The sequence below is a fragment of the Nonomuraea sp. NPDC050153 genome (assembly GCF_044460125.1).
Lineage (GTDB): Bacteria > Actinomycetota > Actinomycetes > Streptosporangiales > Streptosporangiaceae > Nonomuraea.
In genome coordinates this window covers 363,123-385,345 of the sequence record NZ_JBITJQ010000004.1, presented here as the reverse complement: position 1 = coordinate 385,345, position 22,223 = coordinate 363,123, and the positions used below count along the sequence as shown (strand labels likewise).

Below are 22,223 nucleotides of genomic sequence, written 5' to 3'. Positions count from 1 at the left end.
GCCGAGTGAGGGCTTACCGAAGGGCCGGTGTCGCCTCGCGTACCGTGTCCGCCAGCGCGGACGCGGCGGCGACGTCGAGCCGGCCGTCCACCACCGCCGTCACGACCCGCCTGGTCAGCGTGGTCTCGACGACGAGCGGCCGGTCCCAGGCCAGCGCCTGCCCCACCCCCGGATAGTGCTCCACCCGCACGAACCACGGATCGTCGTCCGCCTGCACGAAGACGAGCGTCCAGTCCTGCCCTTCCGGCGTGGTGCCGGACAGGGCGACCCAGGGGTCGCGGCTGCCGTGCACGGCCTCCTCGCCGCCCGGGAGGGCGATCCGGGCCGTGGAGGTGCCGGGGGCGCGCCAGAAGAAGCCGCCGTAACCCGCGCCCGCGCGGCCCTTGGTGGCCGAGCTCCGGATCTCCAGCGGCGCGCCGGTGAGGTTGGTGAGCGTGAACGAGAAGTCCAGCGCCCAGAAGTCCCCGAACGGCCGGGCCGTGACGGCCCGCTCCTCGTGCGCCATCAGCCGCCCGCCGGGCCCGGCCCATTCCAGGTGCTCGACGAAGCCGGAGTCGTCCAGGCGGGAGAACGACAGGTGCCGCTGCGCCCCGTGATCGTCCAGCCAGGTGGGCCCCTGGTCCTTGACGTACGTTCGGCCGCCCCAGAAGTTCGCCCCGCCCAGGTCGGAGATCGCGACCCCGACCCCGAGATGGTGCACGTGGTCCTCGGGACGCACCTCGGTGACCTCGGCGCCGCCCAGCGTCCGCACCCCGTGCAGGTACGGCCGGGGGGAGTCGGTGGCGGGCAGGTCGGGCCGCAGCTCGTAAGCGGCGACCGGCCGGTCGGAGGCCAGCAGCTCCACCTTGGTCCAGGGGACGTCCAGCTCCGAGTAGAGCGACAGCGTCTCGGCGCTGCGGGCCGTCAGCTCGGCGACGCCCGGCAGGAACCGGTGCGTGACCTCGCCCGTGCCGGCGTCCCGCGCGACGGCCTGGTACCGCTCCGGGATCGGCAGCGGATCGGGAGCCAGCCGTACCGCGTCCAGCACCTGCGTGAACGTCTCCGTGGCGGACAGCGGCACCATCAGGTCCGCGCCCGTGCGGACGTGGTCGACGAGGTTCTCCAGCAGGTCGGTGCGCTCGTACACGGTCGTCGTGACCGTGCCGTCCGGCAGCTCGACCTTGAGCTGATCCTGCGTGTAGACGAGCGTGGCGCGGCCCGCGTCGCCGTGCACGACCAGGTACGGCTCGTTCCGGCCGGTCGCGCAGAGCGTCACCGCGATGGTGATCACGAAGCCGTCGTCGAAGCGGATCCGCAGGCAGGACGTGTCGTCCGACTCGATCGGATGGGCGTGGAAGAGCTCGGTCTCGATCTCGGCGACGGGGCCGTCCGCCAGGGCGAGGGCGGTCGCGACGGCGTGCGCGAACGGGTTCGTCAGCGCGCCGTCGACCACGTCCACGCCGTCGAGCCGGCGCTTGCCCGACCAGGCGGACCTGGTGAAGTAGGCCGAGGGCCGTTCCCAGGCGCCCGCGCCGCCGATGCCGCGCACGCGCCCGATGGTGCCGTCGGCGATCAGCTCGCGCAGCGCGGGGACCGCCGCCGAGCCCAGCGACTGGAAGCCGACCTGGCAGGCCAGCCCCGTCTCCGCGACGGCCGCGGCGATCCGGGCGTGCGCGGAGGGGCTCGCCGCGGGCGGCTTCTCCAGCAGCACGTGGGATCCCGCGTGCAGGGCGGTCACCGCGAGGTCGGCGTGGGTGTGGATCGGCGTGCAGATGACCGTGATCTCCGCGCCGGTCTTGGCGAGGAGCTCGCCCAGGTCGGGCGACTGCAGCGGTACGGCGAAGTCCACCTCGGCGGGCCGCACGTCGCAGATCCCGGCCAGCTCGATCAGTCCCTGGTTGGCCAGCCTGCGCAGATTGCCCAGATGGTGCTGCCCATGGCCGTGCGCACCAGCGAGTACCACCTTCATCGCGACCACCTTAGTCCCAGCCCTCCGTGCGCGCCCGCCCGCAGGACCCCGTCGGAGATCCGCACCGGGTACGGCTCCTCCAGCAGCCCGAGGGTCGCGAACGACGCGTCCTCCACGTCCTCCGCCATGACCGGCAGCGGCAGGGCCAGCGCGAGCTGCCCGGACACCTCGCCCAGCAGGTGCGGATAGACCGGCACGTCGTACGTCCTGGCCAGCTCCACGATCCGCAGGAACGGCGTGATCCCGCCGACCCGCACCACGTTCGGCTGGACGATGTCGCAGGCCCCGGCCGCGAGCAGGTCGCGGAAGCCGTAGGTCGTGTAGACGTTCTCCCCGACCGCCACCGGCACGTCGATGGAGCGCCGCAGCTCCACGTGCGCGGTCACGTCGTCGGCGGGCAGCGGCTCCTCGATCCAGTGCAGCCCGAACTCCCGCAGGGCGGACAGAGCCCGCCTGGCCCGGTGCAGGTCCCACCGCTGGTTGGCGTCGATCATCAGCAGCCGGTCGGGCCCGATCACCTCGCGAACGGCGGCCACCCTGGCCACGTCCTCGGCCAGGTCGGGCCGGCCCACCTTGATCTTGACGCCCCGGTACCCGGCCGCCACCCAGCGCCGCGCCTGCTCCACCAGCTCGTCCAGCGAGTAGTGCAGGTTGACGCCGCTGCCGTAGACGGGAACCTCGTCGCGCCGCCGGCCCAGAACGTCGACCAGGCCGCTGTCGCCGCAGCGCAGGTCCCACAGCGCCAGGTCGATCCCGGCCAGCGCGATCGTGGTGATCCCGCCGGGCCCCGCCTCGCGCAGGTGCCGCCACAGCCGGTCCCACACCACCTCGGGGTGCGCGGGCAGCCCGATCAGCGCCTCGCGCAGGTCGTGGTCGAGCAGCGCCTGTACGGCGTGCGCCCCGATCTGCGGCGTCCACGAGAACCCGGTGCCGGTCCGCCCGTCCTTCAGCGTGACCTCGCACACCACCACGTGGTTGTAGGGGACGTCCGCGCCCCACGGCCGGGGAAGGGGGGCGGTACGCAGCGAGGTGCGTAGATCGGCGATCGTCATGACGCCGCCAGCTCCAGCCCCGTCTTGATCAGCGCCTCCAGCTCTGCCAGGTGCTCGTCGGACGGCTCGACCAGCGGCGGGCGGACGGCGCCCACGTCCAGGCCGCGTAGCCGTACCCCGGCCTTGACCAGGGCGACCGGGTAGCCGGGGACCTTGCCGCGCAGCCGTACGAGCGGGGCGTAGAAGCCGGTCAGCAGCCGCTCGTCACCGTTCAGATAGGCCAGCGCGATCTCCGGCGCGAACGCGAACACCGCGCTGGAGTACAGCTCCACGCCGATGCCCCGGTAGGCGGGCATGGTCAGCTCGGCCGTCGGCAGCCCGTTGAAGAACAGGAAGTCCGGATACGACTCCCGCACCGCCAGCACGATCCGCTGCATCCGGTCGATGTCGCCGACGCCGTCCTTGAGCCCGATCACCCCGGGAACCCCGGCCAGCTCCACCACGGCCTCCGGCTCCAGCACCACGGAGCCCCGCTGGTAGACGATCACCGGCAGCTCCGCGGCCACCGCCGCCACGTAGGCGGCGAAGCCGTGCGCCGGCCCCTGGGCCAGGTACGGCGGCATGAGCAGCAGCCCGTCGGCGCCCGCCGCGCGCGCGGCCCGCGCCTGGTTGAGCGCCGTGCCGAGCGGGCCGCCCGCGCCCGCGAACACCGGCACCCGCCCGCCCACGACCTCGGCCGCCACCCGCACCGCCCGCGCGTGCTCGGCCTCCGACAGCGCGGAGAACTCGCCGGTGCCGCACGCCACGAACACGCCGCCGGGACCGTGCTCCATGCCCTGCCGGACGTGCTCGGCCAGCACCTCCTCGGCGAGCCGGCCGTCGGCGTCGAAGGGCGTCACGGGGAAGAACAGCACACCGCTCAGGTTCATTCAGCTTCCTTCATTTCGGTACGCCAGCTTCGCTTGGGCTGCCAGCCGAGCAGGCGCTCTGCCTTGGTGGTCGAGAAGGCGGGGGTGGTGCCGGTGAGACCGGCGGCGAACGGTTCGGTGCCGGGCACGACCTGGGGCAGCAGGTCGGCGAGCGGCTTCCTGGCCAGCGCGTCCGCGGCCCCGGCGAAGAACACCTCGCCGCTGGGCAGCTCGGGCAGCGCCTCGGCCAGCACCATGATGAGGTCGGCGCAGTCGCGGGCGTCGATGTAGTTGAACAGGGAGACCCCGCCCAGCTCCGGCCGGTCGAGCCGTTCACGCAGCGTGTGGCCCGACTGGGTGGGCGCGCCCGCCCACTCCTCGGGCGGGATGACGAAGCACGGCCTGATCGCGGCCAGCTTGGTCGTCCCGGCCAGGGCGAACGCCTTCATGGTCTGCTCGGCCACGACCTTGGACAGGTTGTAGGCGTTCCACGGGCGCACCGGGTGATCCTCGTCGATCGGCAGGTACGTGGGCGCCCAGCCGCCCGGCGCGCCGTACCCGATCACGGTGGGGCTGCTGGCCACGACCACGCCCCGCACGCCCAGCGCGACGGACGCCTCGCAGACGTTGAACGCGAGCTGGGTGTTGACCTTGAAGATCACCGATTCCGGGTGGCTGAACGGGGTCGCGATGGCGGCCAGGTGGATCACGGACTCCGGCCGGAACCTGGCGATCACCTCGAACGCCTGGCCGGTGTCCGTGAGATCGGCCGGCAAGGCGACCGCGGCCTCGGATGGCGTGCCTGGCGTTCGGTCGACGCCGATGACCTCGTGCCCGGCCGCCGCGAGCGTGGTGACCACGCTCCGGCCGAGGCGTCCTGCGCTTCCGGTGACGAGGACTCTGCTCACCGCGGGGGCTCCTTCAAGACTGCAAACAGTTGCACTAAACCTTTGTGTCCTCGGGGCGAGGTCGTCAAGAGGTGATTTCACCCCCCGCGCTCGAACAGGGGTTTCCTGAGGCATGGGCGCGGCAAGCGCTTTCATGGTACTCAGAGATTCTGCAAGCGGTTGCGTTAGGGTGGGCGACTGTGACAGTGACGATTCGTGATGTGGCCCGGGCTTCCGGTGTGCATGTATCGACCGTGTCGCGGACGTTCTCCGCGCCGCACATGGTGAACGCGGCCACCCGTACCAGGGTGCTCGCGGTGGCCGAGGAGCTGGGATACCGCCCCAACCGGGCGGCCAGGGCGCTCACGACCGGCCGCACCCACAACCTCGGCCTGATCGTGGCCGACATCGCCAATCCGTTCTTCCCCCCGCTGATCAAGGCGGCCCACTCGGCGGCCAGGCAGCGCGACTACCACCTGTTCGTGGCCGACACCGACGAGGAGGCGGCCACCGAGGAGGAGCTGGTGCAGGCGTTCTCCAAGCAGGTGGACGGCCTGGTGCTGTGCAGCCCGCGCTCGTCCAACAAGGCGCTGGAACGGCTGGCCGCGCGGGTGCCGTTCGTGGTGATCAACCGGCGGCTGCGCGGCGCCGCCACGGTGCTGATGGACGTCGGCCACGGCGCCAGGCTGGCGGTCGAGCACCTGACCGGGCTCGGGCACCGCCGCGTGGCGCTCGTGTCCGGCCCGGCCGGCTCGTGGACCAGCGCGGAGATCCGTACGGCCGCCGAACAGGTGCAGGGCGTCGAGCTGGTCGTCATCGGCCCCAACGCGCCCACCGAGCGGGGCGGGCTCGCCGTCGCGCGCCAGGTGCGGGACTCCGGGGCGACCGGCGTGCTCGCCTACAACGACCTGGTCGCGATCGGGCTCATCGAAGGGCTCGGCGACCTGGGGCTCGGCGTGCCGGAGGACGTCAGCGTGGTGGGGATCGACGACATCGTCTCCGGCCGGCTGAACCGCCCCAAGCTCACCACGGTCGCCATGCCCACCGCCGCGGCCGGCCGGCTCGCCGTGGACCTGCTCATCCAGGAGGTGACGGCCACCACCTCGCTGGAGACGCGCCTGGTCATCAGGGATTCCACCGCTCCGCCACGATAGCGGGCCTGCTGCAAACGGTTGTACTAACTGAGCAGCGAATTCATCTGACTTCTCGGACGAGCGAGCTCTCCAGCTGGGCAAACGTCGTAACGATATATCGGTAACGGCTATGTAACGTCTGCAAAGGGTTGACGTAACTTTCCCCCCAGCTATAGGAAAGCGCTATCCATTCACATCTCGCCGGAAGGTCCGTGAATGACGAATGAGTTCCGTCATGGCTGACACGGTGGCGGTGAAAACCCGAGCCCCGCGCGAACCGGCCACGCAGGCCGGTGGAGGCGGACGCCGCTCCCTACGTGCCCGCCGCGAGGCGAGGGCCGCCTACCTGTTCCTGGCGCCCTGGTTCGTCGGCCTGCTTGTCATCACGGTCGGCCCGATCATCGCCTCGCTCTACCTGTCCTTCACCGACTACAGCCTCCTCAAGGAGGCCAAGTGGGTCGGGCTGGACAACTACGTCAAGATGTTCACCGAGGACGAGAGGTTCATGTCCTCGCTGAAGGTGACCACGATCTACGTGGTCGTGTCGGTCCCGCTGCAGCTGGCCTTCGCGCTGGCGCTGGCCCTGGTGCTCGACCGGGGGCTGCGCGGGCTGTCGTTCTACCGCTCGATCTTCTACCTGCCCTCGCTGCTGGGCGGCAGCGTCGCCATCGCGATCCTCTGGCGCAAGGTCTTCGGCGCCGACGGCCTGGTCAACGCGGTGCTGTCGATCTTCGGCATCCAGGGGCCCGGCTGGGTCGGCGACCCCGACACGGCGCTGGGCACGCTGATCCTCCTGCACGTGTGGACGTTCGGCGCCCCGATGATCATTTTCCTCGCCGGGTTGCGTCAGATCCCCGGCAGCTACTACGAGGCGGCGGCGGTGGACGGCGCCGGCACCCTGCGCCAGTTCCGCTCGATCACGCTGCCGCTGCTGACGCCGATCATCTTCTTCAACCTGGTGCTCGAGGTCATCAAGTCGTTCCAGTCGTTCACGCAGGCGTTCATCGTCAGCAACGGCAAGGGCGGCCCGGCCGACTCCACCCTCTTCTACACGCTCTACCTCTATCTGAAGGGGTTCAAGAGCTACGACATGGGCTACGCCGCGGCGATGGCGTGGGTCCTGCTGGTCATCATCGCCGCCCTGACCGGAGTGAACTTCCTCGCGTCTAAGTATTGGGTCTTCTATGGCGACACCAAGTAGGCCGGTCCCGGTGCTGTTCCGCCCCCTCAAGGGCGGGCCGGTGGTCAAGCACATCCTGCTGATCGGCTTCGGCCTGGTCATGCTCTATCCGCTGCTCTGGATGATCTCCAGCTCGCTCAAGCCGGAGGAGCTGATCTTCCGGGAGCCGGGGCTGTGGCCCAGCCAGATCACGTTCGAGAACTACACCCAGGGCTGGTCGGCGCTGAAGCACCCCTTCGGCTACTACCTGTGGAACTCCGCGGTCGTCACCGCGCTGTCGGTGGTGGCGAACCTGGTGGCCTGCTCGCTGGCGGCCTACGCCTTCGCCCGGCTGAACTTCCCGCTGAAGAAGTTCTGGTTCGCCATCATGCTGGGCACGATCATGCTGCCGCACCACGTGGTGATCGTGCCGCAGTACATCATGTTCTCGAAGCTCGAGCTGATCAACACGATCTGGCCGCTGGTGATGCCCAAGGTGCTGGCGACGGACGCGTTCTTCGTCTTCCTCATGGTGCAGTTCATCCGTACGCTGCCGAGGGAGCTGGACGAGGCGGCCGAGATCGACGGAGCGGGCTATTGGCGCATCTTCATCAGAGTGGTCATGCCGCTCTGTCTGCCCGCGCTGGCCACGACCGCGATCTTCACGTTCATCTGGACGTGGAACGACTTCCTCAGCCAGCTCCTTTACCTCAACAACCCGGACAACTTCACCGTGCCGGTCGCGCTGCGCACGTTCCTGGACGCCAGCAGCGACTCGCAATGGGGTCCCATGTTCGCGATGTCGATCATCGCGCTCGGTCCCATCTTCGGCTTCTTCCTGGCCGGCCAGAAGTACCTGATCCGTGGCGTGGCCACGACGGGACTGAAGTAGTTCCGTTCACCCCCCAACAAGAGAAATCCCCTAGGAGGTAGAGCCGTGAGCTCTGGCAAGAAGGTGTGGTCGGCGGCATTGCTCGCCACCGCGATGCTGGCGGTCACCGCGGCCTGCGGCAGCGGCAGCGGCGGCGACAGCGCCGATGGCAAGATCAAGCTGCGCTTCTCCTACTGGGGTAGCGCCGCTCGGCAGCAGATGACCGAAGAGGCGATCAAGAAGTTCGAGGCGAAGAACCCGAACATCGACGTCGAGGGCGAGTTCTCCGACTTCGCGGCCTACTACGAGTCGCTGTCCACGAAGGTCGCAGCCAGCGACGCGCCCGACGTCATCACCCTTGAGATCCGCGGCCTGCGCGAGTACGCCGACCGCGGCACGCTGGCCGACCTGGCCAGCACGGTCAACACCGGCGACATCGACCCCAAGGTGCTGACCACCGGCGCCATCGACGGCAAGCAGTACGCCATCCCCACCGGCGTCAACTCCTTCTCCCTGGTCGTCAGCCCGACCGAGCTGGAGGCCGCGGGGCAGAAGCTCCCCGATGACACCAAGTGGTCCTGGGACGACTACGTCAACCTGGCCGCGAAGGTCAGCGAGAAGAGCGCCGGGAAGATCTACGGCACGCAGCAGAGCTTCAACCCGGCCTACCTCCAGATCTTCGCCGCGCAGAAGGGCGAGCCCTTCTACAACGGCAACAAGATCGGTGTCTCGCCCGAGACGATCAAGGCCTGGTGGGCGACCCACCAGAACCTGATCAAGACCAAGGGCTCGCCCGACGCCGCCAAGACCGCCGAGATCGGCGCCCAGAGCGTGGACCAGTCGCTGCTGGCCACCGGCACCGGCGCGATGGGCATGTGGTGGAGCAACCAGCTCGGCGGCATCGCCAAGAAGTCGGGCAAGGACGTGGACCTGCTCCGGATGCCGAAGCTGCCGGGCGCCACCTCGGGCGGCATGTTCCTGCAGCCCGCGATGTTCTACACCGCCTCGTCGAAGTCCGAGCACGCGGCCGAGGCCGCCAAGTTCATCGACTTCATGATCAACGACCCTGAGGCGGGCCAGATCATCCTCAGCGACCGCGGCCTGCCGGCCAGCTCCAAGGTGCTGGCGGCGGTCAAGGACAAGCTGCCGCCCACGGACAAGAAGACGCTGGACTTCCTGGACAAGGTCAAGGGTGAGCTGGCCGACCCGCCGGCCGCTCCGCCGAAGGGCGCCAGCGCCATGGAAGACATCCTCACGCGCTACTCGGAGGAGGTCCTGTTCGGCAGGATGACCCCCGACGACGCCGCGCAGAAGTTCATCACCGAGGCCAACGCCTCGATCGCAGGCTAAAGGGAGAGACATGAAGTACGCGTTCGTCGGGCTCGGGCACCGCGCGCAGATGTACGTCGACGCGCTGCTCGGGGAGTGGCGCGACGCCGGCACCATCGTCGCCCTCTGCGACACGAACCGGACCCGCATGGACTACTACGTCGAGCGGATCGGTCACGAGGTGCCGCGCTTCGCGCCAGAAGAGTTCGACAAGGTGCTCGAGCTCGCCGACGCGGTCATCGTCACCACCGTCGACGCCACCCACGCCCGGTACGTGTGCGCGGCGCTCGACGCCGGGCGCGACGTCATCGTGGAGAAGCCGCTGACGATCGACGCCGAAGGCTGCGCGGCCATCGCCGAGGCGGCCGAGCGCAGCAGCGGCAAGCTGATCGTCACCTTCAACTACCGCTACTCGCCGCGTAACTCGGCCGTGCGCCGCCTGCTGCAGGAGGGTGCGATCGGCCGGGTGACGTCCGTGCACTTCGAGTGGACGCTCGACACCATCCACGGCGCCGACTACTTCCGCCGCTGGCACCGCCAGCGGATCAACTCGGGCGGGCTGCTCGTCCACAAGTCCACCCACCACTTCGACCTGGTCAACTGGTGGCTCGCCGCCGCCCCGCAGACTGTCTTCGCCCAGGCCGACCTGCGCTTCTACGGCTCGGACAACGCCGGCGAGCGCGGCCTGACCGACCGCCCGGCGCGGGGCCAGGGCGCACCGGGCCTCGGCACGGACCCGTTCATCCTGGACATCTCCAAGGACCCCCGGCTCAAGCGGCTCTACCTGGACGCCGAGCACGAGGACGGCTACCTCCGCGACCAGGACGTCTTCAGCGACGGGATCACCATCGACGACACCATGTCGGTGATGGTCCGCTACACCAACGGCGCCGTGCTCACGTACGCGCTGAACGCCTACGCGCCCGCCGAGGGCTACCGGGTGGCCTTCAACGGCACGGCCGGGCGGCTGGAGCTGGAGGTCGTCGAGCGGTCGTGGACCCCGCCGAACGCGGCCATCGACCCGAGCGCCGCCTCCAAGAAGCACAAGACCGACTCCTGGGAGAAGCTCACCCTGCACCGCCACTGGAGCGAGGCGGAGGAGGTGCCGATCGAGTCCGGCTCCGGCGGGCACGGCGGCGGCGACCGGCTGCTGCTGAACGACGTCTTCCGCGGCCCCGGCGACGACGCGCTGGCCCGGCAGGCCGGCTACCGCGACGGGATCCGCAGCGTGCTGACCGGGCACGCGGCCAACGTGTCGGCCGCGACCGGCGAGCCGGTGCACCTGGTGGACGACGGCACCCGTGTTCGCTGAGCTGGCCGAGGTCGCCGCCGCGCAGCTCGGGCCGTACCCGTCTCTTCCGGGGCCCGAGCTGCGCGAGGCCGCGCGGGCCGCGATGGGGGTGCTCGACCTGGCCGCCGATGACGTGCGGGTCGAGCGCTCGTGGACGGACGGCGACCTCGCCGGGGAGGAGCTCTCTTGGTCGGTGGGGTTCGGGCCGCGCACCCACGCGTACCTCCTGCGGCCCCGGGACGCGGCCGGGCCGCTGCCCGGGGTGGTGGCGCTGCACTGCCACGGCGGGATGAAGTGGGTCGGCAAGGAGAAGATCGCCGACGGCCCCTCCGGGCCTTCCCCCGAGGTGCGGCGGGTCCGGGAGGTGCTCTACGGCGGTCGCGCGTACGCGAACGAGCTGGCCGGGCGGGGTTTCGTGGTGCTGGTCCCCGACGTGCTCACCTGGGGCAGCCGCCGGTTCCCGCTCGGCGTCGACGAGCCCGACCGCTACGACGCGGCGGCCAAGGACCACGAGCACGTGGTCGCCAAGTACTGCGCCGCGCTCGGCACGTCCTTCGCGGGCGTGGCGGCGGGCGAGGACCTGGCGGCGGCGGCGTACCTGCGGTCGAGGCCCGACGTGGGATCCGTCGGGTGCGTCGGCCTCTCCGGAGGCGGCCTGCGGGCCGCGCTGCTCGGCGCGTTCGACCCTGGCATGCGGGCCGTCGTGGTCGCCGGGATGGTCTCGTCCTTCCGCGACATGCTCGACGGGTACGTCGAGAAGCACACGTGGATGCTCTGGCCGCCGGGGCTGCCGCGCCTGGGCGACTGGCCCGACCTGGTGGCCGCCCGCGCGCCCGAGCCGCTCATGGTCCAGTACGCCCTGTATGACAGGCTGTTCCCCGAGCCGGGCATGCGCCGGGCGCACAGCATGATCGAGAAGCGTTATCGCGAGACTCCTGATGCCTACGAAGCGGTGTGGGCAGACGTGCCCCACAGCTTCGACGCGACCATGCAGGAGCAGGCCTTCGACTGGCTGGCTCAGCGGTTGAAGGCCTAGGAGAATGCCGCCGCCCGGGACCTGCCCCCGGGCGGCGGCGCTCCTGAACGGTCGTCAGTTACCCGACTTCCACGTGGCGATGAGCTTGTCGTAGTCGAGCGTCTCCGGCTTGCCCCGCTCGTCGGCCAGCTTCGGCGCGGGCGCGCCCGGCTGGTCGTACCAGTATTGGGCGGGCCGCTCCGGGTTCAGCTTCGGCGCGCAGTCGCCGCCGTAGCCGCGCCGTTCCAGCCGGGCCAGGATGTCGTCCTGCTGCTTGGCCAGGTTGTCCATCGACTGCTGGGCGGTCGTCTCGCCGGTCACCGCGGTGGCCACGTTCTGCCACCACAGCTGGGCGAGCTTGGGATAGTCGGGGACGTTGGTCCCGGTCGGGGTCCACTGCTTGCGGGCCGGCGAGGCGTAGAACTCGATGAGCCCGCCGTACTTCTTGGAGTTCTCCGAGAAGAAGTCGCTGCGGATGTCGGAGTCGCGGATGAACGTCAGACCCTTGATCGACTTCTTCAGCGACACCGACTTCGACGTGACGAACTGCGCGTACAGCCAGGCCGCGGCCCGGCGGTCCTGCGGCGTGTTCTTGAGCAGCGTCCACGAGCCGGCGTCCTGGTAGCCGAGCTTGTTGCCCTGCTTCCAGTAGGCGCCGTGCGGGCTCGGCGCGATGCGCCACTTGGGCGTGCCGTCGCTGTTGACGACCGCCAGACCCGGCTTGGTCATGTCGGCCGTGAACGAGGTGTACCAGAAGACCTGCTGGGCGATGTTGCCCTGCGCCGGGACCGGGCCCGCCTCGCTGAAGTTCATGCCCGCGGCCTCCCGGGGGGCGTACTTCTTCAGCCAGTCCACGTACTTGGTGAGCGCGTAGACGGCCGCGGGGCCGTTGACGTCGCCGCCGCGGGTGACCGACGAGCCGACCGGGCGGCAGTTCTCGACGCGGATGCCCCATTCGTCCACTGGCAGGCCGTTGGGGATGCCGGGGTCGCCGTTGCCCGCCATGGACAGCCAGGCGTCAGTGAAGCGCCAGCCCAGCGACGGGTCCTTCCTGCCGTAGTCCATGTGGCCGTAGACCTTCTTGCCGTCGATGGTCCCGTTGCCGTTGACCTTGTTGGTGAAGAAGTCGGCGATGTCCTCGTAGGCCGCCCAGTTGACCGGGACGCCCAGGTCGTAGCCGTACGCGGCCTTGAACTGCTTCTTGATCTCCGGGTCGGTGAACCAGTCGTAGCGGAACCAGTAGAGGTTGGCGAACTGCTGGTCGGGGAGCTGGTAGATCTTCTTGTCCGGGCCGGTGGTGAAGCTGATGCCGATGAAGTCGTTCAGGTCGAGCGTGGGCGAGGTGACGTTCTTGCCCTCGCCCGCCATGTAGTCGGACAGCGGGAAGACGTAGTCGCCGCGCGAGTGGGTGCCGATGAGGTCGGAGTCGTTGACGTACGCGTCGTAGATGTTCTGGTTGCCCTGGATCTGGGTCTGGAGCTTCTCGATGACGTCACCCTCCTGGATCAGGTCATGCTTGATCTTGATCCCGGTGATCTCGGTGAACGCCTTGGCCAGTGTCTGCGACTCGTACTCGTGGGTGGTGATCGTCTCGGAGACCACGTTGATCTGCATGCCCCGGTACGGCGCCGCGGCCTTGGTGAACCAGTCCATCTCCGCCAACTGCTGGTCCTTGGACAGGGTGCTCGGCGTGAACTCCTCCGTCACCCACCGCTGCGCCGCCGCCTTGCCGTCCGACTCCTTGAAATCGCTCGTGGGCTTCTGCGCGCCCTGCGTGCAGCCGGCCGCTACCAGGACGAGCGCGGCCAGACCTACCGCCGCGGACCTGCCTGCCCGATGCCTCATCGCTTCGCTCCTCTGTTAGCCCCATATCCCGATCACGACCGCCACCAGCAGCGCGCAGCCGAGTGCGAGCCACATGGACAGGTCGGTGACAGCTATCCAGCCGGCCAGTACGACGGCCGCGCTGATCAGGCCGATGTAGAGCCGGTCACCACGGTCGGTCTCGATGCGCAGGAAGCCGCGCCTGGCCACGGGAGGGGAGATGCGGGCCCAGACCGCCATGACGACCAGCAGCAGCGCGAGCCCGGCGAACACCAGGGCCGTGGGGACGGTCCAGACCATCCACTCGAGCATCGCTAGACCCTTCCCATGGTGAATCCCTTGGCTATGTAGTTGCGGACGAACCAGATGACGATCGCGCCGGGGACGATGGTGAGCACGCCCGCCGCCGCCAGCAGCCCCCAGTCCACGCCGGCCGCGCTCACCGTCCGCGTCATCGTGGCGGCTATCGGCTTGGCGTTCACCGAGGTGATCGTCCTGGCGATCAGCAGCTCGACCCAGCTGAACATGAAGCAGAAGAACAGCGTCACGCCTATCGCGGACCGGATCATCGGCAGGAATATGCGGACGAAGAAACGTGGCAGCGAATATCCGTCGACCGCCGCGGTCTCGTCGATTTCCCGCGGAATTCCCGACATGAAGCCCTCGAGTATCCACACGGCGAGCGGCACGTTGAAGAGCATGTGCGCGATGGCGACGCCGAGGTGCGTGTCGAAAAGGCCGACGCTCTGGTAAATCTGGAAGAACGGCAGCAGGAACACCGCGGGCGGCGCCATGCGGTTCGTCAGGAGCCAGAAGAACAGATGTCTGTCCCCGGCGAAACGGAACCGCGAGAACGCGTACGCCGCCGGCAAGGCCACGACGAGCGACATCACCGCGTTCAGCGAGGTGTAGATGATGGAGTTCAGGTAGCTCGAATACCAGGAGGAGTCGGTGAAGAAAGTGGCGTAGTTGTCGAACGTCACGCGCTGCGGGATGAGCGAGAAACTGCCGAGGACGTCCTCGTTCGGCCGGATCGACATGCCGAACATCCACAGCAGCGGCAGCATCAGCGTGACCACGTACAGCCAGAAGACCGTCCGTGCCCACGGCAGCCGCCGTTCGGTGCGCCTGGCCATCCGGGTCACCTCCCCGACCTGGTCAGCACGGTGAAGAAGACGTAGCAGAGGATCTGCACGATCAGGAAGTAGAGCAGCGAGAACGCGCCCGCCGGGCCCAGGTCGAACTGCCCGACCGCGATCTTCGACAGCAGGATGCTGAGGAACGAGGTGGCGTTCCCCGGCCCGCCGCCCGTCACCACGAACGGCTCTGTGTAGATCATGAAGCTGTCCATGAACCTGAGCAGGATCGCGATCGTCAGCACCCCGCGCAGCCTGGGCAGCTGGATGTGCCGGAACGTGGCCCACGCCGACGCGCCGTCGATCTGCGCGGCCTGGAAGTACGGCTCCGGGATCGAGCGCAGCCCCGCGTAGGCCAGCAGCGCCACCAGCGGCGTCCAGTGCCAGATGTCCATGACCAGGACCGTGATCCAGGCGTCCGTGGAGTCCAGCGTGTAGTTGAAGTTGATCCCGAGGACGTTGTTGATCGCCCAGCCGCCCAGCCCGATGTCACCGCGGGCGAAGATCTGCCAGATCGTCCCCACCACGTTCCACGGGATGAGCAGCGGCAGCGCGACCAGCACCAGCGCCACCGACACCCAGAAGCCGCGGCGCGGCATCACCACCGCGAGCGCGACCCCGAGCGGGATCTCCAGCAGCAGCACCTGCGCCGAGAACAGCAGGGTCCGCACGAACGCCGAGCGCACCTCCGGGTCGCGCGAGATCGAGCGGAACCAGTCCAGGCCCACGAAGATCCGGTCATTGGGGTTGAAGACGTCCTGCACGGAGAAGTTGACCACGGTCATCAGCGGGATCACCGCGGTGAACGCCACCGACACGACCACCGGCAGCACCAGCCACCAGGCCCGGTTGTCCCTCCGCTTCAGGTCCGCCGGCCGCTGCTCCTCCTGGACCTCGGTCACGCCGTACCCCTTCCGTTCAAGGGCGCGAGGGAGCCGCACCTGACCTCGTCCCGGAACAGGAACGTCCGGTCCGCGGGGAAGTGGAGGAACTCGACCGACTCGGGCCGGTAGGGCGAGCCCGCCTCGGTCCTGGCGATCAGCGCGTGCTCGCCGACCCGGGCGTGGACCAGGTCGTACGCGCCCATCCGGTCGATCCCGGTCACCGTGGCCGCCACGCCCGGCGAGCTGCGCGCGCCGCCGATCCGCACGAACTCGGGGCGCACCCCGATCCTGACCGGCCCCGGCGGGAGCTCGCCGGAGACGAGCCCCACGTCCGACTCGCCGACGCGTACGACGTCGCCGACGATCTCGGCCGGGAGCATGTTCATGCCGGGCGAGCCGATGAAGTGCCCCACGAACTCGTGCGCCGGCGACAGGAACAGCTCGGCCGGCCGGCCCGCCTGCACGATCGCCCCGTCGTTGAGCACCACGACCTCGTCGGCGAACGTCAGCGCCTCCGTCTGGTCGTGCGTGACGTAGATCAGCGTGTGGCCCGTGTCGCGGTGGATCTCCTTGAGCTTGCTGCGCAGCGTCCACTTCAGGGCCGGGTCGACCACGGTGAGCGGTTCGTCCAGCAGCACCGCCGCCACCTGGGAGCGCACCAGGCCGCGGCCCAGGCTGACGATCTGCTGGCGGCCCGCGTCCAGGCGGCGCGACCTGCGGCTGAGGAGGTGTTCGAGGCCGAGGAGCCGGGAGACCTCGCGGACCCGCTCGTCGATCTCCTTCTTCGGATATTTCCGGTTCCGGAGGGGGAAGGCCAGGTTGTCGTAGACCGACATCTCCTCGTACAGGACCGGGAACTGGAAGACCTGCGCGATGTTGCGGCCCGCGGTGGGCACGTCGGTGACGTCGCGGTCGTCGAAGAAGATCCGGCCCACCGAGGGCGTGAGCAGGCCGGAGATGATGTTCAGGAGCGTGGTCTTGCCGCAGCCGCTCGGGCCGAGCAGCGCGTACGCCCTGGCGCTCTGCCAGGTCCAGGTCATCGGCCTGAGCGCCCAGGTCTCGCCGCCGTCGTAGCTGTGGCCCACGCCTTCCAGCCGGATGTCAGCCATGCAGGTCGACCTCCGCGGCGCTGGTGGCGAGCAGGCGCCCGCCGTCCTCGTCGAAGACGAAGACGTGCGCGGGGTCCACGTACGCGACCGCGGGCTCGCCGGGCGTGAAGAGCTGGGTGCCCGGCAGGTGCGCGACCAGGTGGACGCTCCCCTGCAGGAGCAGGTGCAGGAACGTCGCGCTGCCGGTCACCTCGGCCAGCCGGATCTCGGCGGGCAGCTCCAGCGCCCCCGGGCCGGCGCGCTCGATGCTCACCTGGTGGGGGCGGATGCCGAGCACGACCTCGCGGCCGGACGCGTGGGCGCGGGGTGCGGGGAACGACGTGCCCAGGACCTCGATCCGGCCGTCGCGTACGACGCCGGGCAGCAGGTTGAGCGGGGGATCGCTGAGCGTGGCGGCCACGGCCAGCGTCGGCGGGTGCGCGTACATCTCGGCCACGTCGCCGACGTGCTGGACCCTGCCCTCGCCCAGGACCACGGTCGGGGCGGCGAACGTCAGCGCCTCGTTCGGGTCGGCCGTGGAGTAGAGGACCACGCCGGGGGAGTCGGCGAACATGGTCTTGAGGTCGGCGCGCAACTGCTCGCGGAGCTTGAAGTCCAGGTTGGCCAAGGGCTCGTCGAGCAGCAGCAGGTCCACGGGGCGGGCCAGCGCTCGGGCGATGGCGGTGCGCTGCTGCTGGCCGCCGGACAGCTCGGCGGGGCGGCGGTCGAGCAGCCCCGCGATGCCCATGAGCTCGGCGACCTCGCGCACCCGGTCGTCGATTCCCCCACGCCGGAACTTCGGGTCGAGGCGGAGGGGCGAGGCGATGTTCTCGTAGACGGTCAGCGACGGGTAATTGATGAATTGCTGATAGACGAAGGCGACCGAGCGTTTCCGCACCGAAATGGCGGTCACATCTTTTCCGTCGACCACGACACGGCCCGAATCCGGCGGTAACAGTCCGGCGGCGACGCGCATCAACGTGGTTTTTCCCGCGGTCATCGGGCCGACGAGAGTGGTCATTCCGTTGGATAATTCCAGGCGAACGTCGTCAAGCCAGGTCTCCCCGTGCCGCCGTACGAAGACGCCATCGAGAATCAGCGTCACTGTGCCGGTCCTCTCTGCTCGACCTCCATCTAACATGATCTGTAACTGTGTGCAAAGAGGGCATGTGGTGTGGCTGTGAAGAATGTGACGCCTGGGTGATCACGATTCGATGTCGGGCCTGCCGTGAATGGAATTTCCTATCACTCCGGCGGTTTGTTCGCAGCTCATCGCGGCCGGCATGATCGGGTGTGGATCATGGCGGCATAGGGCGGGCCCTACTTGGTGAAGATCTTGGTGACCAGCTCGTGGAGTCGTTCCCGCTCGTCGGCCGTCAGCGGCGCCAGCGTCTCCCGCTCCACGCGCTCCACCAGAGCCCGTCCCCGGTCCAGCGCTTCGCGGCCCGCGGGCGTCAGCGAGATCCGGTAGCGCCGCCGGTCGGCCGGGTCGCGGTCGCGCTCGGCCAGGCCCTCGCCGATCAGCCCGTCCATCAGGCGCACCATGTCACTCGGGTCGAGCCCCAGCCGGCCCCCGACCTCCCGCTGGGCGGCCGGTCCGAAATCCGACAGCGTGGCCAGCGCGGCGAACTCCCACAGGCTCAGCCCCGTCTCGTCCGCCAGCCGGGCCGCCACGGTGCGGCGGCTCCCCACCCCGACCTTGTGCAGTACGAAGGTCGTGGTCGCGAGCAGGGTGGGCGGCAGGTCCATGCCCCTTAGTGTAGGTTGTCACCAATAATTGGTAACTACCCACTATTTTGCCGGAGGTCCCCGATGGACGCGCTCTACCCCCGCCTGCTGGTGCGTGACTTCCCGGCCAGCGCCGCCTTCTACCAGGCCGTGCTGCGCGAGCTGCTCGGCGTCGAGCCGGTGAAGGTGCTGCCCGGGTACGCCAACTGGGACATCGAGGGGGAGGCCGGGCTGGTCCTGTTCGACCGGGGCAGGCTCGCGGCCGCCGTCGGCACCGAGGACCTGCCCCAGGCCGCTCAGGACGCGGCACGGGGCACGGCTCAGGACGCGGCACGGGGCACGGCTCAGGACGCGGCTCGGGACACGGCTCAGGACACGGCAATGCTGGTCATGAAGGTGGACGACGTCGATGCGGCCGCCGCCTGCCTGGCCGGCCGCGGGGCCACGGTCGTCGCCCCGCCCCAGGACCGCCCCGACTGGGCGCCCACCCTGCGAACCGCGCACCTGCGTGACCCGGAGGGCAACCTCATCGAGCTGCAGTCGTACTGACTCAGGGGAGGATCGAGTCCACGTAGCCGCCGTCGACCCGCACCGCGCCGCCCGTGGTCGCGGAGGCGAAGGGCGAGCTGAGGTAGACGACCATGTTCGCGATCTCCTCGGGCTCGATGAGGCGCTGCAGCAGCGACTGCGGCCGGTGCTCCCGCATGAAGGCCCGCTGCGCCTCCTCCCACGGCAGCTCCCTGTCCACGAGCTGGTAGACGAACTCCTCCACGCCCCCGGTGTGCGTCGGCCCGGCGATCACCGAGTTGACCGTCACCCCCGTGCCCGCCGCCGCCTTGGCGAAGCCCCGGGAGACGGCCAGCAGCGCGGTCTTCGTCATGCCGTAGTGGATCATCTCGATGGGGACGGCCACGGCGGAGTCGCTGGCGATGTACTGGATCCGCCCCCAGCCGCGCTCGATCATGCCCGGCAGGTATGTGCGGGTGAGCCGGACCGCGGCCAGGACGTTGACGTCGAAATAGCGCCGCCACTCGGCGTCGTCGATCTCGAGCGCGGGCCTGGCCCCGAAGATCCCCAGGTTGTTGACCAGGATGTCCACCCGAGGCAGCGCGTCCAGCACCGCCTGGCAGCCCTCGTCCGTCGTCACGTCGCCGGGCGCCTCGATCAGGTCGCCCACGCCTATCTGCTCCATCGCCATCGCGACGGAGCTCTCGGTGCGGCCGTTGATCCCGACGCGGGCCCCCGCCAGCGCCAGCCCTTCGGCGATGGCCGCCCCGATGCCCTGGGTCGAGCCGGTGACCAGCGCGGCCTTGCCGCTGAGATCGATGCGCACGATGTCCACCCCCGCCCGCCATTGTCCGTGATCAGGTGCTGGAGGTCACGCCGGGCCGCGTGCACGGCGCGCCGGATGCGTAGGCTTGGGGTGGCGTGGAAGGGGCGTGGGTGCACCGGATCATCCTGTGGCTGGTCGTGGCCGCCGCCTTCGCGGTGAGCCTGGTCGTGCCCGTCGGCTCCGGCGGCTTCGACGGCTTCGACGGCTTCGATGTGGAGGAGTGCCAGTCCCGCGACACCCGGGTCGTCGCCCCGTACGCCGTCACCGGCTACTGGGTCATCCCGCGCGCCGATCCGTGCGTGACGCGGCGCATGGTCGAGGCCGTCCACGCGATCGGCGGCGACACGCTCATCACGTTCGGGCCCCGGTTCAGCGCCCGCGACGATCCCGTCTTCGCCGACTGCCTCGTGGACGGGCGGCCGTGCGCCGACGTCCCCGGGGTCCGTCGCGTCTACACGTACGTGACCAGCGAGGAGTTCGGGAAGGGGCTGCTGCGCTGCCCGGGGCTGGACCGGCGGATCGAGAGCCGGGGCCGGATCTTCTACCGGGTCTCGCTGGCCGCGTCCTGCGCGGACCCCGTCCAGGACCTCGTGCTCGTCTCCACGGACGGCGACGGGCTCGGCAACCTGATGACCGAGGCGGCCGCGTACGGGGTGACGGTGTTCCCCGGGCTGCCCGCCGCGCCCCAACTGGAGGGCAAGCCGTGGGAGCCCGACGCCGCGCACACCGCCGCGCTGACCGCCTTCACCGCGCGGGTGCTGGCCGACTACCGGGAGCGGTTCGGGGGGTCGGCGGCGTTCGGCGGGGTCTACCAGTCGTTCGAGCTGGCCGTGCGGGCGCGGGGGCCGAAGGATCCGATCATCGAGCTGTACGCGGCCCAGCACGCTGTCGTCGCCGCGGCCCTGCCCGGGAAGAAGATCGTGGTCAGCCCGTACATCGACGCCCGGAGGGGGCGCGGGTTCCCGCCCGGGCAGGTGGCGAAGGGGCTGGCGGACATCGCCGCGACCCGGGCCGGGGCGCCCATGGCCGTCGCCGTGCAGGACGGGCGGGGGACGGGGAAGGTGCCGGTGTACGGGGTTCATGAGGGGGAGGCCAAGGTCGCCCCGCGATTGGTGCCGGTTGTCGGGGATGTGAGCAATGCCCAGGCATACTACGGGTCCACGGGGGACTACATCGAGGCCGCGGCGCGGCGGGTGCCGCCCGGGGTGGAGCTGTGGGTGAACGTGGAGGGGTTCGAGCCGACGCCGGTGGCCGGGGAGTGCGGGCGGGTCGATCCGCTGCCGTTGCGGGGGCGTACCACGAAGAGCCGGATCGACGCACAGGTGATGGCGGCGGGGACCCACGCCGGAAAGATCATCTCTTACGGGTGGGATCCGTTCTTCACCTGCCAGGCCCGCTACGACACTCCCTCGCTGGCCGACGACATCGTGAACGGGTGGCGGCAGCCGATCATCGTCGGCGCCACCCGCAAGGAGATGAACGGGCGGCCCGGCATCCTCGTCGAGGGCTACAACCTGCGCGGCGGCACGCTCCGCTTCGACCCGCAGGGGGCGGTGGTCAGGCAGGAGTGGTACGGGCGGGGGCGGTTGGAGTCGGCGTGGGCCCCGTACGTTCCCACGGGCCCCTGGACCTCGATCACCGCCACGAACGAGACCGGTTACTCCAGCACGAGCGCGTACGTGATCCGTTAGGCCAGCGCCGACACGAGGATGTCCGCCAGCAGGGTGGCCTGGCTGCCGTCCTCGTCGAGGTCGGGATCGAGGATCGTCACCTCCAGCCCGGCGGCTCCCGGGAGCCCCGCCAGGCCGCGGATCAGCTCGGTGAGCTGCGCCGCGTCGAGCCCGCCCGGGGTGGGGGAGTCCACCGCGGACAGCACGGACGGGTCGAGGACGTCGGCGTCCACATGGATCCAGAACCCGTCGAGGTCGTCCCGCACCAGCACCTTGCTCGCGGCGTCGAGGGCGAGGCCAATGTCGAGGGAGAGGCCGGGACCGGGGGAGAGGTCGGGGCCGGTGTCGAGGGAGGGGCTGGTGCCGGGGAGATGGGCGATGCCGGTGTCGAGGGAGGGGCTGGCGCCGGGGAGGTGGGCGATGCCGGTGTCCGCGATGTCCCGCAGGTCCTCCTCGCCCCGTACCCCGAGCACGATCACGTCCTCGTCCCTGACGTACGGCCGCAGCCCGTCGATGTCCGTCAGGTAGCCGTCGCCGCGCCCGGTGATCAGGGCGAGGTCCTCCCCGGCGGCCGCCCCGACGTGCGGGCTGTTGCCCAGGTGCCGGAAATCGGCGTGCGCGTCCAGGTACGCCACCCCGTACCGGCCGCTCCTGCGCAGGGCGAGGGCGGGGCCGAGCAGGATCGAGCAGTCACCGCCGAGCAGGACCGGGAATCCGCCCGCCGCCCGGATCGCGGTCACCCTGTCCGCCAGCCGGCGGGTGTAGGCGGCGATGGCGGGGCCGTTGCGCACACCGCTCCCGGGCTCCCATGTGGCGACATAGCGGGGCGGCACGAGCGCCCCGGCATCGGCGGCGCCGAGCCGCTGCACGAGTCCCGTGTTCCGCAGGGCCCAGGGGGCTTTGTAACAGCCGGGGATGGTGTCCGGGGCGAGCGGGCGCAGGCCCAGATTGGATGGGGCGTCGAGGACCGTCAGGTGTCTGTCAGGGGTTATTATGGTCATAGTCGTGACGGTAACAGAGGGAGGGT

Annotated in this window: 21 protein-coding genes; 8 read left to right on the top strand and 13 right to left on the bottom strand. The window is 69.9% G+C overall.

The features are described from left to right. Positions 1-13 precede the first annotated feature (13 nt). Genes ACIBQ1_RS13840 through ACIBQ1_RS13825 form a run of 4 tightly spaced genes read right to left on the bottom strand, consistent with a single transcriptional unit; the run spans position 14 to position 4,756 of the window. The gene (locus ACIBQ1_RS13840) at positions 14-1,948 is read right to left on the bottom strand and encodes a DUF6807 family protein (protein ID WP_397277300.1); all 1,935 of its coding nucleotides are present in this window, start codon (positions 1,946-1,948) and stop codon (positions 14-16) included. Then, positions 1,945-3,000, bottom strand: a complete 1,056-nt coding sequence (locus tag ACIBQ1_RS13835; RefSeq protein ID WP_397277298.1) for a mandelate racemase/muconate lactonizing enzyme family protein — start codon at positions 2,998-3,000, stop codon at positions 1,945-1,947. The genes ACIBQ1_RS13840 and ACIBQ1_RS13835 overlap by 4 nt, the downstream gene beginning before the upstream one ends. Then, complete coding sequence (locus tag ACIBQ1_RS13830) at positions 2,997-3,869, bottom strand: 5-dehydro-4-deoxyglucarate dehydratase (protein WP_397277296.1); 873 nt, start codon at positions 3,867-3,869, stop codon at positions 2,997-2,999. The genes ACIBQ1_RS13835 and ACIBQ1_RS13830 overlap by 4 nt, the downstream gene beginning before the upstream one ends. Next, complete coding sequence (locus tag ACIBQ1_RS13825; RefSeq protein WP_397277294.1) at positions 3,866-4,756, bottom strand: NAD-dependent epimerase/dehydratase family protein; 891 nt, start codon at positions 4,754-4,756, stop codon at positions 3,866-3,868. The genes ACIBQ1_RS13830 and ACIBQ1_RS13825 overlap by 4 nt, the downstream gene beginning before the upstream one ends. Before the next feature lie 179 nt (positions 4,757-4,935). On the opposite strand from ACIBQ1_RS13825, the gene ACIBQ1_RS13820 reads away from it, so the two are divergent. The 6 genes from ACIBQ1_RS13820 (at position 4,936) to ACIBQ1_RS13795 (ending at position 11,554) form a co-directional block, all read left to right on the top strand. Then, positions 4,936-5,889: a LacI family DNA-binding transcriptional regulator gene (locus tag ACIBQ1_RS13820; protein ID WP_397277292.1), complete on the top strand. Its 954-nt coding sequence runs from the start codon at positions 4,936-4,938 to the stop codon at positions 5,887-5,889. A 214-nt stretch (positions 5,890-6,103) separates the two neighbouring features. Continuing rightward, positions 6,104-7,069 carry a carbohydrate ABC transporter permease gene (locus ACIBQ1_RS13815; RefSeq protein WP_397277290.1) on the top strand — a complete coding sequence of 322 codons (966 nt, stop codon included), beginning with the start codon at positions 6,104-6,106 and terminating at the stop codon, positions 7,067-7,069. After that, the gene (locus ACIBQ1_RS13810) at positions 7,053-7,919 is read left to right on the top strand and encodes a carbohydrate ABC transporter permease (RefSeq protein WP_397277288.1); all 867 of its coding nucleotides are present in this window, start codon (positions 7,053-7,055) and stop codon (positions 7,917-7,919) included. Before ACIBQ1_RS13815 ends, ACIBQ1_RS13810 begins: the two co-directional genes overlap by 17 nt. A gap of 45 nt (positions 7,920-7,964) precedes the next feature. Next, positions 7,965-9,248: an extracellular solute-binding protein gene (locus tag ACIBQ1_RS13805; RefSeq protein ID WP_397277286.1), complete on the top strand. Its 1,284-nt coding sequence runs from the start codon at positions 7,965-7,967 to the stop codon at positions 9,246-9,248. A gap of 10 nt (positions 9,249-9,258) precedes the next feature. Continuing rightward, positions 9,259-10,539 carry a Gfo/Idh/MocA family protein gene (locus tag ACIBQ1_RS13800; protein WP_397277284.1) on the top strand — a complete coding sequence of 427 codons (1,281 nt, stop codon included), beginning with the start codon at positions 9,259-9,261 and terminating at the stop codon, positions 10,537-10,539. Then, on the top strand, positions 10,529-11,554 hold the full coding sequence (locus ACIBQ1_RS13795) for a dienelactone hydrolase family protein (RefSeq protein WP_397277282.1): 1,026 nt from the start codon (positions 10,529-10,531) through the stop codon (positions 11,552-11,554). Before ACIBQ1_RS13800 ends, ACIBQ1_RS13795 begins: the two co-directional genes overlap by 11 nt. Positions 11,555-11,608: 54 nt before the next feature. Here ACIBQ1_RS13795 and ACIBQ1_RS13790 read toward each other — a convergent pair whose 3' ends face one another. From ACIBQ1_RS13790 to ACIBQ1_RS13760, 7 genes are all read right to left on the bottom strand, one after another. Further along, entirely contained in the window at positions 11,609-13,378 is a 1,770-nt protein-coding gene (locus ACIBQ1_RS13790) for an ABC transporter substrate-binding protein (RefSeq protein WP_397277280.1), read from the bottom strand. Between the two features lie 15 nt (positions 13,379-13,393). Beyond that, positions 13,394-13,669 carry a DUF2160 family membrane protein gene (locus ACIBQ1_RS13785; RefSeq protein WP_349450651.1) on the bottom strand — a complete coding sequence of 92 codons (276 nt, stop codon included), beginning with the start codon at positions 13,667-13,669 and terminating at the stop codon, positions 13,394-13,396. A gap of 2 nt (positions 13,670-13,671) precedes the next feature. Then, positions 13,672-14,493, bottom strand: coding sequence for a carbohydrate ABC transporter permease (locus tag ACIBQ1_RS13780; protein WP_397277279.1), 822 nt, complete (start codon positions 14,491-14,493; stop codon positions 13,672-13,674). 5 nt (positions 14,494-14,498) lie between these two features. Continuing rightward, positions 14,499-15,395: a carbohydrate ABC transporter permease gene (locus tag ACIBQ1_RS13775; RefSeq protein ID WP_397277278.1), complete on the bottom strand. Its 897-nt coding sequence runs from the start codon at positions 15,393-15,395 to the stop codon at positions 14,499-14,501. Continuing rightward, positions 15,392-16,486 (bottom strand): ABC transporter ATP-binding protein, encoded by a 1,095-nt coding sequence (locus ACIBQ1_RS13770; RefSeq protein ID WP_397277276.1) that lies wholly within the window; start codon positions 16,484-16,486, stop codon positions 15,392-15,394. The genes ACIBQ1_RS13775 and ACIBQ1_RS13770 overlap by 4 nt, the downstream gene beginning before the upstream one ends. Next, on the bottom strand, positions 16,479-17,606 hold the full coding sequence (locus tag ACIBQ1_RS13765; RefSeq protein WP_397277274.1) for an ABC transporter ATP-binding protein: 1,128 nt from the start codon (positions 17,604-17,606) through the stop codon (positions 16,479-16,481). The genes ACIBQ1_RS13770 and ACIBQ1_RS13765 overlap by 8 nt, the downstream gene beginning before the upstream one ends. 179 nt (positions 17,607-17,785) lie before the next feature. Then, positions 17,786-18,214 carry a MarR family winged helix-turn-helix transcriptional regulator gene (locus tag ACIBQ1_RS13760; RefSeq protein WP_397277272.1) on the bottom strand — a complete coding sequence of 143 codons (429 nt, stop codon included), beginning with the start codon at positions 18,212-18,214 and terminating at the stop codon, positions 17,786-17,788. 63 nt (positions 18,215-18,277) lie between these two features. Between ACIBQ1_RS13760 and ACIBQ1_RS13755 the strand changes: the two genes are divergently transcribed. Further along, positions 18,278-18,742 carry a VOC family protein gene (locus ACIBQ1_RS13755; protein WP_397277271.1) on the top strand — a complete coding sequence of 155 codons (465 nt, stop codon included), beginning with the start codon at positions 18,278-18,280 and terminating at the stop codon, positions 18,740-18,742. Between the two features lies 1 nt (position 18,743). On the opposite strand, the gene ACIBQ1_RS13750 is transcribed toward ACIBQ1_RS13755, so the two are convergent. Next, complete coding sequence (locus ACIBQ1_RS13750; protein WP_397277269.1) at positions 18,744-19,526, bottom strand: SDR family NAD(P)-dependent oxidoreductase; 783 nt, start codon at positions 19,524-19,526, stop codon at positions 18,744-18,746. 110 nt (positions 19,527-19,636) lie between these two features. On the opposite strand from ACIBQ1_RS13750, the gene ACIBQ1_RS13745 reads away from it, so the two are divergent. After that, positions 19,637-21,217: a hypothetical protein gene (locus tag ACIBQ1_RS13745; protein ID WP_397277267.1), complete on the top strand. Its 1,581-nt coding sequence runs from the start codon at positions 19,637-19,639 to the stop codon at positions 21,215-21,217. On the opposite strand, the gene ACIBQ1_RS13740 is transcribed toward ACIBQ1_RS13745, so the two are convergent. Next, the gene (locus ACIBQ1_RS13740; RefSeq protein ID WP_397277265.1) at positions 21,214-22,197 is read right to left on the bottom strand and encodes an arginase family protein; all 984 of its coding nucleotides are present in this window, start codon (positions 22,195-22,197) and stop codon (positions 21,214-21,216) included. The genes ACIBQ1_RS13745 and ACIBQ1_RS13740 overlap by 4 nt on opposite strands. Positions 22,198-22,223: the final 26 nt, after the last annotated feature.